This window comes from Pseudonocardia nigra (assembly GCF_019396355.1).
Classification (GTDB): Bacteria; Actinomycetota; Actinomycetes; order Mycobacteriales; family Pseudonocardiaceae; genus Pseudonocardia; species Pseudonocardia nigra.
Window position 1 is genome coordinate 19369 of the sequence record NZ_JAHKRK010000069.1, and the last position, 11852, is coordinate 31220.

An 11852-nucleotide genomic window follows, 5' to 3' on the forward strand; every position below is an offset into this window, starting at 1 on the left:
TCCGCGAGCAGGTGACAGCAAGGTGGCCATACTGTCACTGGACGGCAGTATGGCCACCTTGCTGCGGACCCCGGGGCGACGGCGCGTCAGAACACGATGTCCCGCACCGGGATCCCGGCCTCGGCGCAGTAGTCCGTGTAGCGCTTCAGCTTGGTCTCCGCCGTCTCGACGTAGGCCAGCTGCCCGTTCTCGTCCATGTACTCGATCGGCCCGTGGATCGAGAAGAGGGTGAGCATGGGCTGGTTCTCGTCCTCGACGTCGGCCACCAGGGTGTGCACGTCACCCGGCGGCTCGTAGACGTACGAGCCCGGGCCGGCCTGCCAGTCGTGCTCGATGTAGTGCCACCGGCCCTGGATGACCCACCCCTCCACCTCGGCGAGGTGGCGGTGGCGGTTCACGACCCCACTCCTGGCCACCCGGAGCAGGTTCACCCAGGTGCCCTCGCGCAGGTTGATGCGGATCGGCTTGAACCACACGTTGTTCGAACCCTGCGGCACCCACGGCATGTCGTCGGCGTTCACCAGGAAGTCGGCGAGCTCCGCGTTCTCCACCGCCATGTGTTCCTCCTCGCTGACGAATCGGGGTAGCGCCACCGACGGTAGTAGCGGGCTCCACCCACGTTAAGCGCGCACCACGGATGCCAGCATTCGGATGCCTGATGGTGCCCGGGCAGCCGGTGGCCCGGATCGTGCGCGCTGCATGGCGAACGGTCGCGTCGTCCCCCTACTGTGCCCGCAGCTCTGCGCTCACCCGTGGCACCGGAGGTCGTTTCCCATGTTGCGCACCGACGTGCGACTGGAATGGTTCGTGTCGTTCCTCGCGGTCGTCGACACGGGGAGCTTCGTCGCCGCCGCGGAGTCCACGCACCGCTCCCAACCGCGGGTGAGCATGCACGTCGCCGCGCTGGAACGCGGGGTCGGCGTACCGCTGTTCAACCGCCGGAAGCGGCCGGTGGAGCTCACCGACGCGGGCGTCGCGCTCGCCGTGCACGCCCGCGCGATCCTGGACGAGCTCGACGCGACGGAAGCCGCGATGGCGGCATGGCGCGGTGGGACCCGCGGTGTCGTCACGCTGGGCAGCCACCCGAGTGCCAGCGCCGCGTTCGTGCCCGCCGTGCTGCAGCAGGCCGCGGCGGCGAGCCCGGACGTGCGCGTCGTGCTGGTGGAACGCTCGACGCTGGAGCTGGACGAGGCCCTCGCGGCGGGAGAGGTGGACCTGTGCCTGCGGCCGATGTCCCCACCGCCCGCGCGGCCGTCGGTGCACGGACACCCACTGTGGCAGGAGCCGCTGGTGGTGCTGCACCCTCCGGACCATCCGCTGGCCCGCCTGCCCGAACCGCTGTCGGTGGCGGCGGTGGCGGAGCATCCGCTGCTGTCCATCGGGAGGCTCGCCGCGCCCGAGACCGGCGAGTTCGAGTCCTACCGGCTGTTCCGGGAGCGAGGGTACGAGCTCGAGCCGGTCCAGGCGACCAACCAGCCGCAGACGTTGATGGCGATGGCGCGCCACGGCCTCGGGGTCGGGGTGACCAACTGGCTCGCGGCGCACGTCGCCGACACCAGCGGTTTGCAGGTGCGCAGGCTGGAGGGCGGGTGCGGCCGTCGGGTGGCGGTGTTCTGGGACTCGGCGCGCGTACTCACCGCGGCGTCCCGCAGCCTGCTGAAGGAGATCATGAACCTGCCGCGGCCACCGGGGACCGAGGCCGTTCCGGTGCACGCCGGAGGCCCCGATTCGGCGGTTGAATAACCGTATCCGCGAATCGTTCTTCACGGCCTCGTGCGGCGGCTCCTACCTTCGGCCTCACCGGTTCCGGCGGCACGCCGGGGGATGGAGGAAGCGAATGGGCTCCGACGGCGCCCCACGGATGCCGACGGCCTTCACCGTGCAGGGCCGCCTCGCGCTGGTCACCGGCGCGGGCACCGGCATCGGCCGGGCGATCGCGCTGGCGCTCGCCGGCGCCGGCGCCGACCTGCTGCTGCTCTCGGAGAAGGACGACCTCGACGACGTCGCCGCCGAGGCCCGCTCGACGGGCGGGAAGGTGCAGACGGTTCAGCTGGACCTCGCCGACCCGGAACGCAGGCGCGCCGAGACCGAGCGGCTGCTCGACGCCAACGCCGTCGACATCCTGGTCAACAACGCGGGCCTGATCCGCCGCGCTCCTGCGGAGGACTTCCCCGACGGGGACTGGTACGACGTCCTCGAGGTCAACCTGCACGCCGCGTTCGAGCTGTGCCGGGCCGCGGGGCGACGGATGGTGGCGCGCGGGCACGGGAAGATCGTCAACGTCGCCTCCCTGCTGAGCTTCCAGGGCGGGCTGTACGTGCCGTCGTACGCGGCGAGCAAGCACGCGCTGGTCGGCCTGACCCGCGCGCTGGCGAACGAGTGGGCGGGCCGCGGCGTCAACGTCAACGCGATCGCCCCCGGCTATGTGGCCACCGCCACGACCGACGCGCTGCGCAACGACCCCGCGCGCAGCAGGGAGATCCTCGCGCGCATCCCGGCGGGCCGATGGGCCGAACCCGCCGATATCGCCGGTTCGGCCGTCTTCCTCGCCTCCCCCGCCGCCGACTACGTGCACGGGCACGTGCTCGTGGTGGACGGCGGGTGGCTGGCGCGCTGACGAGCCGGCGGCGCCGCCGAGGAGCTTCCCCCTCCCCCGTCCGGCGAGCGCCCGCCGAGCACGGCGCGCGCCGACGTCGCCGAGGCAGGATGGACGGCGTGGACACCTCCGCCCTGCGCCTGCGCACCGCCACCGCCGACGACTGGCCCGCGATCTGGCCGGTCTGGCAGCGCGTGGTGGAGACCGGGGAGACGATCGCCTGGGATCCGGCCACGGACGAGCCGACCGCCCGTTCGCTCTGGATGGCGCGCCCGCCCGCCGCGGTGTTCGTGGCGGAGCGGGCGGACCGGGCCGGGCGTACGCAGGTGGTGGGCACCGCGAAGCTGGTGCCGGACCAACCCGGGCTCGGCGATCACGTGGCCAACGCGAGCTTCATGGTGCACCCGGACGCAGCGGGCGCGGGCATCGGCCGCAGGATGGGCGAGCACGTGCTGGACGAGGCCCGCCGCCGGGGCTACCGGGCGATGCGGTTCAACGCGGTCGTCGAGACGAACGACCGGGCGATCGCCCTGTGGACGTCACTCGGCTTCGCGATCGTCGGCACCGTGCCGGAGGCCTTCCGGCATCCCCGGCACGGGCTCGTCGGGCTGCACGTGATGCACCGGACGCTGTAGCGCGTCCGGTGCGTGGGATCAGTGCTCGGCGGGGTGGATGTGGTACTCGAACACCAGCCCGCCGACGGCGATCAGCAGCACGATGACGCCGATCACCAGCATCGGCACGTAGAAGAAGGCCAGCGCGACGCCGACGAACGCGGCGGACGCCGCCACGGCCAACGGCCAGTAGCTCCCCGGCGAGAAGAAGCCGACCTCGCCCGCGCCGTCGGAGATCTCGGCCTCGGGGTTGTCCTCCGGGCGCGCCTCCAGCCGCCGCGAGACGAACCGGAAGTACGTGCCGATGATCAGCGACAGGCCACCGGTGAGGAACAGTGCCGCGATGCCGACGGGCTCGCGGGCCAGCACGGTGTAGACGATCGCCGCGAGGAAGAAGAACGCGGTGACGATCTCGAAGATGCGGGATTCGACCTTCATGGCGTGGCTCAGCTCCCCGACGTGACCGGCTGCGACGCGGAGCGCTGCACGCGGTCGGTGGCGAACGGGTAGGTGGTGTAGGCCTCCGGCGAGCACAGCTGCCCGCAGTTCAGCTCGGCGAGGGCCTCGCCTGCCGTGTAGGGCGCGCCGGTGTTCGGGTTGACCTGCGAGCGCAGGTCGATCCAGCGGTCGTAGAGCGCCGGCTCCAGCGCCCGGACCTCGAAGTTCATCATCGCGTGGTAGCTGCCGCACAGCTCGGCGCAGCGCCCGACGAACGCGCCCTCGCGCTGGATGCCGTCGATCTGCCAGACGTTGTCCTGGTCGTTGACCTCGGGCATCGGGAAGACGTCGCGCTTGAACAGGAACTCGGGCACGAAGAAGCTGTGGATCACGTCGTTCGAGTGCTGGATGAACTCGATCCGGCGCTCCGTGGGCAGCACCAGCAGCGGAATGGTCTCGCTGGTGCCCAGCGTGCTGATGGGCTCACCGTTCGGGCCCGGGTTGTCCGGGTACTGGAACTCCCAGTTCCACTGGAACGCCGTGACGTCCACCCGCACGTCGGGGTCCTGGCCGTCGGTGTCGACGTAGTTCTGCACGTTGACGGTGAAACCGAACAGCACCGCGACGATGACCGTCGGGATGATCGTGAAGACGACCTCGAGCGGCAGGTTGTACTGCGTCTGCCGGGGCAGCGAGCCGTCGTCGTCCTTGCGCCTGCGATGGAACGCCATCGCCCAGAACATGGCACCCCAGGTGATCACGCCGACGACGAGCGCGGCGATCGCCGACCACGTCCAGAGCTCGCGCATGGCCTCGGCCTGCGGCGTGACGCCGACCGGCCAGCCGAAGCGCAGGACCTCCTCCACGGAGCACCCGGTGGTGAACGGGACGACCAGAGCGGCCAGACCGGCCACCTTCGCTGCGCGGGTCACCCCGGAGCCTCCGAAACCGCGGCGGTCTCCCCCGCGCTGTGCTCGGCCCACTGCTCGCCGCCTCCCTGCCGTCGTACCCACCGGGCTGTCCTGCCACGGCCGACCGCCGTGCCCGCCGGGACTACCCCGGCCGCGGCACGTGCACTCCTTCGACCCGGCGTAGAGCCTAGCCGAGCAGATCGCCGAATCCCGGGCAGGGTGCGCCACCGGAGCGGCGCCCCGCCGGGTCGGCATACTTGCGCGCTGTGTGCGGACTGCTGGGACTGCTGACCGCCGGGGCCGACGCCGCCGCGCGGACCGGGCCGATCGCCGGGGCGCTGCGCTGCGCGCGGCACCGCGGACCCGACGAGAGCGGCACGTGGAACGACCCCGATGTCGTCTTCGGGTTCAACCGCCTGTCGATCATCGACGTCGAGCGGTCCCACCAGCCGCTCCAGTACGCCGACGGCCGGTACACGATCGTCTTCAACGGCGAGATCTACAACTACGTGGAGCTGCGCGCCGAGCTCGCGCAGCGGCACGGGGCGACGTTCGCCACCGACGGCGACACCGAGGCGATCGTGGCCGCCTACCACCACTGGGGCCCGGCCGCGGTGAACCGGCTGCGCGGCATGTTCGCCTTCCTCATCTGGGACGCCCAGGAGCGCGTGCTGTTCGGCGCGCGCGACCCGTTCGGCATCAAGCCGCTGTTCGTGGCGAACGGGCCGGGCGGGGTGGCGTTCGGCAGCGAGAAGAAGAGCCTCCTGGAGATCGCACCCGCGCTGGGGCTGCCGAACCCCGCCAGCGACCTGGACGCGGCCGCCCTGCAGCACTATCTGCTGCTGCAGTACGTGCCCGAGCCTGCCACCCTGCACCGCGCGATCCGCCGCGTCGAGTCCGGCACGTACTTCACCGTGCGCCCGGGTGGCGAGGTGGAGTACGAGCGGTACTTCACGCCGGTGTTCCACGCGGGCGCGGGCGCCGGGCCCGGCGTGCACCGGGAGATCGCCGACGTGCTGCGCGACTCGGTCGCCAAGCACATGCGGGCCGACGTCACGGTGGGCGCGTTCCTGTCCGGCGGGATCGACTCCACGGCGATCGCGGCACTGGCCAAGCAGCACAACCCGAACCTGATCACGTTCACCACGGGCTTCGAGCGCGAGGGCTATTCCGAGGTGGACGTCGCGGCGGAGTCGGCCGCAGCGATCGGGGTGCGGCACGTGGTGCGCACGGTCAAGCCCGACGAGATGATGGCCGCGCTGCCCCTGATCGTCTGGTACCTCGACGACCCGGTGGCCGACCCGGCGCTCGTCCCGCTGTGGTTCATCGCGCGCGAGGCCCGTCAGCACGTGAAGGTGGTGCTGTCCGGCGAAGGCGCCGACGAGCTGTTCGGCGGCTACACGATCTACCGCGAGCCGCTGTCGCTGGCGCCGTTCGAGAAGGTGCCCGGCTCCCTGCGCGGGCTGCTCGGGAAGGCCTCGACCCGGCTGCCCGAGGGCATGCGCGGCAAGGACCTGCTGCGCCGCGGTGCGCTGCCGCTGGAGCAGCGCTACTACGGCAACGCCCGGATCTTCCGCGACGACCAGCTCGCCGGCGTGCTGCGGCAGTACGACCCGCGCTGCTCGCACACCGACGTCACCGCCCACCACTACCGCGACTCGGCGGGCTGGGACCCGGTGTCGCGGATGCAGCACGTCGACCTGTTCACGTGGCTGCGCGGCGACATCCTGGTCAAGGCCGACAAGATGACCATGGCCAACTCGCTCGAGCTGCGGGTGCCGTTCCTCGACCCCGAGGTGTACGGCGTCGCGTCGGGGCTGCCGCTGTCGGAGAAGATCGCCGAAGGCACCACGAAGTACGCCCTGCGCCGCGCCCTCGACGGCATCGTCCCCGCGCACGTGCTGAACCGGCGCAAGCTCGGCTTCCCGGTGCCGATCCGGCACTGGCTGCGCGACGAGATGTACGACTGGGCCCGCGAGATCATCCGCGACTCCCAGGCCGACCACCTCGTCGACCTCGCCGCCGTGCAGCGGATGCTCGACGCCCACCGCGACGGCCCGATCGACCACAGCCGCCGGATCTGGACGCTGCTGGTGTTCCTGCTCTGGCACGGGATCTTCGTGGAGCAGCGCATCCGCCCGGAGATCCCCGAGCCCGCCTACCCGGTCCGCCTGTAGCCGGCAGCCGGACGCACGAATCGCCCGACTCGCGCACACTCACACCCCGACTCGCGCGCACCAACACCCCGACTCGCGCGGCGGGGAAGCCGAACCCCCGCGAGTCGGGCGATCCATGCGCGCGAGTCGGGCGATCGATGCGCGCGGGCCGAAATCGGTGGCGCCCGGGTGCGGGCGCGTGCCGCAATGTGGGCATGACGACCGTCACACCGCCCCTCGTCCTCGAGCCCGTCCTCGCCGACGACGAGGGCGCGCTGCGGGAGTGGTTCGAGCTGGCCGCGGCGGCGCAGGCGCACGACGTCCCGGCCGGGCCGCCGCCCTGCTGGGTCGCACACCGCACCCAGCTGTCGGTGCCGTGGCCCGGCGAGGAGACGTCGGCGTGGCTGGCGCGGTCCGACGGCGCGCTCGTCGGGGTCGTGGAGCTGACGCTGCCGACGCTCGACAACCTCGACACCGCGCTCGGCCAGATCGTCGTCGCACCGGAGCACCGCCGCCGCGGGATCGGCCGCCACCTCCTCGCCCACCTCACCGACCAGGCGCGCGCTGCGGGTCGGGTGCGACTCATCGGCGAGGCGCACGCACCCCTGGACGGGCCGGGCTCCGGCGGGCCGTTCGCCGCCGCGGCCGGTGCCCGCGAGGCGCTGCTCGACGTGCGTCGGCGGCTCGCCCTCCCCGTCGACGAGGCGCTGCTCGACCGCCTGGAGGCCGAAGCCCGCGCCCGCGCCGCGGACTACGAGCTGGAGCAGTGGACCGGCGACACCCCGCCGCAGTGGCGCGCGGAGATCGCCCGGCTCACCGCCCGCATGTCCACGGACGCGCCGCTGGGCGAGCTGGCCTGGCAGCCCGAGCACCACGACGCGCAGCGCGTAGCCGGCCGGGACGCGATGTGCCGCGCCCGCGGCTACCGGATGACGCTCACGGCCGCCCGCCACGGCGACCGGCTGGTGGGATTCAGCGAGATCGCCGTGACCACGTCGTACCCGCAGCACGCGAGCCAGTGGGACACCATCGTCGACCCCGACCACCGCGGGCACCGCCTCGGCATGCTGCTGAAAGTCGCCAACCTGCGGCTGGCCCAGGAGCAGCACCCCGAGATGCGCACGGTCGACACCTACAACGCCGCGTCGAACTCCTACATGATCGCGATCAACGAGGCGATGGGCTTCCGGCCGCTCGACCGGCTCGGCGAGTGGCAGCTCGAGCTCGGTTGAGAGACGGAGCGACAGGGCGAGAAGAGGTCAGGGCGACAGGAGGGTCAGGGCGGCGGGCCGCACCGCCACCCGCACCGGCCCGTCGCCCACCGGCGCGCCGTCGGCGTGCACGGGCACCGGGCGGTCGGCCGCCAGCTCCACGACCCGCGCCCGCCGCACCTCGATGTCGGTTCGCCGCAGGTGGGTGCCCGCGTACACCTCCCGGATCGAGGCGATCAAGTTCCACCGCGACGAGTCCCGGATGAGCAGCACGTCGAGCATCCCGTCGTCCACCGCGGCGGTCGGCACGATGTGCATGCCGCCGCCGTAGTACCCCGAGTTGGCGATCACCACGGTGTAGCCGCGCTCGGCCCACACCTCCCCGTCCACCGCGAGACGGTAGGCCGCGGGCCGGAACGTGAGCAGCACGCGCACGGCGGCGTACGGGTACACGAGCGGACCCGGCACCCGGGGACGGGCGTTGACGATCGCGCTGGCCACCGAGTCGACGCCCGCGTAGACGCTGCCGAGCACCACCCGCCCGTCGCAGGTGAGCACGTCGACGGTGCGGGTGCGTCCCGCCTGGAAGACGGCGGCTAGCGCCTCCGGGTCGACCGGCAGGCCGAGTTGGCGGGCGAAGTCGTTCCCGCGTCCGGCGGGCACCAGCCCGAGCACCCCGCCCCCGGCGATCACCGCGCCGGCGACGCACCCCGCGTGCCCGTCGCCCCCGACGGCGAGCACGGTGCGGCCCTGCGCGCAGGCCTGGGCCGCGAGCTCATGGGCGTGGCCGTGGTCGATGCTGTGCACGACCTCGACGGCCCCGGCGGGCATCGCGGCGGCGACGCGTGCGGCGATCGCCGCACCCGTGCCGCGGCCCGCCGCCGGGTTCACCACCGCCGTGAACCGCGCCACGGCGGCGCTCAGGCGGGGAGGACGGCCTCGATCTCCGCCGCCGCGTCCGGGCCGTAGGCGTCGCGCAGCCGGGCCAGGCCGCTGGTGCGGTCCCACGTCCACTCCTGCGGCCCGTCGGTCTCCAGCACCTGGACGGCGATCAGCGAGCCGAGCTGGGCGGCCCGCTCCAGCGACAGCCCACCGGAGACGGCGGCCAGGAATCCGGCGCGGAAGGCGTCTCCGACGCCCGTCGGGTCGACCTTGCCGGTCTCGGGGACGACACCGACCTTCAGCGTCTGCGGGCCGTGGATCTCCACGCCCTTCTCCCCGTGGGTGGTGACCCGGATCTCGACGCGCTCGGCGACGTCGGCCTCCGTCCAGCCGGTCTTCTGCAGCAGGAGCTCCCACTCGTAGTCGTTGCTGAGCAGGTAGCGGGCCCCCTCGACGAGCCTGCGGATCTCCGGGCCGTCCATGCGCGCGACCTGCTGGGACGGGTCGGCGGCGAACGGCAGCCCGAGCTCACGGCACTCGTCGGTGTGCCGGAGCATCGCCTCGGGGTCGTCGGCCCCGATCAGCACCAGGTCGACGCCGCGCTCCACCAGCGGGGCGATGGCGATCTCCCGGGACCGGGCCATGGCGCCGGTGTAGAACGAGGCGATCTGACGCATGTCGTCGTCAGTGGTGCAGACGAACCGGGCGGTGTTGACGTCCTTGCACACCAGCACGGCGGAACAGTCGACGCCGTGCGCCTCCAGGCGGCTGCGGTACTCGCCGAAGTCGGCACCGACGGCCCCCACCAGCAGCGGCGACTGGCCCAGCACACCGAGCGCGTACGCGATGTTCCCCGCGACGCCGCCGGGTCGGATGACCATGTCGTCGACGAGGAAGCTCAGCGACAACCGGTCCAGCTGGTCCATGACCAGCTGGTCGACGAACCGGCCAGGGAAGTGCATGAGTTGGTCGGTGGCGATGGACCCCGTCACGGCAATAGGCACGGGAAGGCACCCTACCGGGCCCTCGACGCACCGAACCCCGGACGCGGAGCCGTGGCTCGCGACCGGGGTCCGGGGGCGTGCGGAAGAGACCCGGAGGTCAGTTGAACGAGTCGCCGCAGGCGCAGGAGCCGCCCGCGTTGGGGTTGTCGATCGTGAACCCCTGCTTCTCGATCGTGTCGACGAAGTCGATCACCGCGCCCTGCAGGTACGGCGCGCTCATCCGGTCGACCCCGACCTTCAGGCCGTGGTAGTCACGGAACAGGTCGCCGTCGAGCGAACGGTCGTCGAAGAACAGCTGGTAGCGCAGGCCTGCGCAGCCACCGGGCTGCACGGCGATGCGCAGGTGCATGTCGTCGCGGCCCTCCTGCTCGAGCAGCGCGCGGGCCTTGAGGGCGGCGGCGTCGGTGAGTTCGACGCCGTGCGTCTCGGTCCCGACGGTGGTGTTGTCGACGGTCATGGCTCTCCCAACAACGAGCGGGCGTCGTGCTGTTCCCGTGTCCGGGCGTGTTCCCGTTTTGTCGTACCCCATAGTAGGCGCCCGCAACGGCATCGTCCGGTGACGTCGGTCGGTCGACCCCGACCTCGCACGACGGAGGGCGAGGTCGCGCGAGCGTTGCCTTGACGTCGACGGCGATCCCTGGCGTGGCGGGGCGCAGACGATCATTTGCCACGGAGAGGCCCGACGGTGCAGTTCGCCATCAGCTACAGCCCACCGCACCACGGCGTGCACCCCGACACGCTCACCGCCTATGCCCGGCACGCCGAGGACCCTCGGGCCGCGAGGAGATGGCCGCGTTCGCCGAGCGGTTCGCGCTCCCGCTCCGCCAGACGGCGTGACGGGACGCCGGGGACGCGGTTTCCGGGTCACGCAGCTCCGGGTCCGAACGCGGGCGGCCGGTCGGGACCCGCCGGCCCCGCCGGCCGCACGGGTTGCGCGGCGCTCAGCGGCTCCAGCGGGCCGCGACCTGCTCGGCCAGGGCGGCGAGGGTGCCCGCCGGGTCGGCCATCGACGCCTCGACGCCCCCGGCCGACTCGGCCACCGAGTAGGCGGAGTCGACGCCGACGGACGCGGCCTCCCGGCGACCCACCGACACCTGCCCCGCGAGCACCACGCACGGCACCCCGCGGTCGGCCGACGCCCGCGCGACGGCGGTGATGAGCTTTCCGCGCAGCGACTGCCAGTCGAAGCTGCCCTCCCCCGTGACGGCCAGCTGGGCGTCGTCGAGCTCGGCGTCCAGCCCGACGAGCTGGCGCACCAGCCCGGCACCGGACACCCGGCGCGCCCCGAGGGCCAGCAGCGCGGCCCCGAGCCCGCCGGCGGCGCCCGCCCCCTGCTCGTCGCGCACGTCGGTGCCGAGCGCGGCGGCGAGTACGTCGGCGAACCGGGCGAGCGCGTCGTCCAGCTCCGCCACCGCGACGGCGTCGGCGCCCTTCTGCGGCCCGAAGACGGCGGCGGCTCCGTGCTCACCGAGCAGCGGGTTGTCGACGTCGGCCGCCGCGACCAGCTGCACCCCGTCCAGCTGGGGGGTCCCGTCGATCCGTGCGCAGCGGGCCAGCGCACCGCCGCCACCGGACAGGGGCGCCCCGTCCTCGTCGACCGCGACCGCCCCGAGCGCCGCGAGCATCCCGGCCCCGCCGTCGGTGGTGGCGGAGCCGCCGAGCCCGATGACGACCTCGCGCACGCCGGCGTCGCAGGCGTCGGCGATCAGCTCCCCCACGCCACGGCTGGTGACCCCGCACGCCGTGGCGGGATCGCGCTGCTCTCGCGGGACGAAGTGCAGCCCGCACGCCGCCGCCGACTCCAGGTAGGCGGTGTCGCCGATCCGCAGCCAGCGCGCCTGGACCCGGTCGCCGAGCGGGCCGGTGACGGTGAGCTCGTGCCACTCCCCGCCGAGCGCGGCGTGCAGCACCTCGACGAAGCCGGTGCCGCCGTCGGCCAGCGGCAGGAGCCGTAGCTCGTCGTCCGGGGCGGCGCGCCGCCAACCCGTCGCGATCGCGTCGGCCGCCGCCGTCGCGCTCAAGGTGCCGCCAAAGGAATCC

The 11852-nt window shown here is 73.0% G+C and carries 12 protein-coding genes; 5 read left to right on the forward strand and 7 right to left on the reverse strand.

What is annotated here, in order from left to right:
- Positions 1-86: 86 nt before the first annotated feature.
- Positions 87-557 (reverse strand): 2,4'-dihydroxyacetophenone dioxygenase family protein, encoded by a 471-nt coding sequence (locus KME75_RS18655; protein ID WP_219416124.1) that lies wholly within the window; start codon positions 555-557, stop codon positions 87-89.
- A 217-nt stretch (positions 558-774) separates the two neighbouring features.
- Between KME75_RS18655 and KME75_RS18660 the strand changes: the two genes are divergently transcribed.
- The 3 genes from KME75_RS18660 to KME75_RS18670 all read left to right on the forward strand — a co-directional run bounded on the left by KME75_RS18660 (position 775) and on the right by KME75_RS18670 (position 3231).
- Positions 775-1743: a LysR family transcriptional regulator gene (locus tag KME75_RS18660; protein WP_219416125.1), complete on the forward strand. Its 969-nt coding sequence runs from the start codon at positions 775-777 to the stop codon at positions 1741-1743.
- 94 nt (positions 1744-1837) lie between these two features.
- Positions 1838-2617 (forward strand): SDR family oxidoreductase, encoded by a 780-nt coding sequence (locus KME75_RS18665; protein ID WP_246632359.1) that lies wholly within the window; start codon positions 1838-1840, stop codon positions 2615-2617.
- A 98-nt stretch (positions 2618-2715) separates the two neighbouring features.
- The gene (locus KME75_RS18670; protein WP_308282884.1) at positions 2716-3231 is read left to right on the forward strand and encodes a GNAT family N-acetyltransferase; all 516 of its coding nucleotides are present in this window, start codon (positions 2716-2718) and stop codon (positions 3229-3231) included.
- An 18-nt stretch (positions 3232-3249) separates the two neighbouring features.
- Here the strand turns inward: KME75_RS18670 and KME75_RS18675 are convergent, their stop codons facing one another.
- The gene (locus tag KME75_RS18675) at positions 3250-3648 is read right to left on the reverse strand and encodes a cytochrome c oxidase subunit 4 (RefSeq protein WP_219416127.1); all 399 of its coding nucleotides are present in this window, start codon (positions 3646-3648) and stop codon (positions 3250-3252) included.
- Between the two features lie 8 nt (positions 3649-3656).
- On the reverse strand, positions 3657-4580 hold the full coding sequence (gene ctaC, locus KME75_RS18680) for an aa3-type cytochrome oxidase subunit II (protein ID WP_308282885.1): 924 nt from the start codon (positions 4578-4580) through the stop codon (positions 3657-3659).
- 245 nt (positions 4581-4825) lie between these two features.
- Between ctaC and asnB the strand changes: the two genes are divergently transcribed.
- Entirely contained in the window at positions 4826-6736 is a 1911-nt protein-coding gene (asnB, locus tag KME75_RS18685; protein WP_219416129.1) for an asparagine synthase (glutamine-hydrolyzing), read from the forward strand.
- Positions 6737-6930: 194 nt separating this feature from the next.
- On the forward strand, positions 6931-7947 hold the full coding sequence (locus KME75_RS18690) for a GNAT family N-acetyltransferase (RefSeq protein ID WP_219416130.1): 1017 nt from the start codon (positions 6931-6933) through the stop codon (positions 7945-7947).
- Between the two features lie 27 nt (positions 7948-7974).
- Here KME75_RS18690 and KME75_RS18695 read toward each other — a convergent pair whose 3' ends face one another.
- From KME75_RS18695 to KME75_RS18710, 4 genes are all read right to left on the reverse strand, one after another.
- Positions 7975-8838 (reverse strand): diacylglycerol/lipid kinase family protein, encoded by an 864-nt coding sequence (locus KME75_RS18695; RefSeq protein WP_219416131.1) that lies wholly within the window; start codon positions 8836-8838, stop codon positions 7975-7977.
- Between the two features lie 8 nt (positions 8839-8846).
- On the reverse strand, positions 8847-9770 hold the full coding sequence (locus KME75_RS18700; protein WP_219416137.1) for a carbohydrate kinase family protein: 924 nt from the start codon (positions 9768-9770) through the stop codon (positions 8847-8849).
- A gap of 139 nt (positions 9771-9909) precedes the next feature.
- Complete coding sequence (locus tag KME75_RS18705) at positions 9910-10269, reverse strand: HesB/IscA family protein (RefSeq protein WP_219416132.1); 360 nt, start codon at positions 10267-10269, stop codon at positions 9910-9912.
- Positions 10270-10753: 484 nt separating this feature from the next.
- A partial coding sequence (locus tag KME75_RS18710; protein WP_219416133.1) for a glycerate kinase family protein occupies positions 10754-11852 on the reverse strand: 1099 nt, incomplete at its 5' end.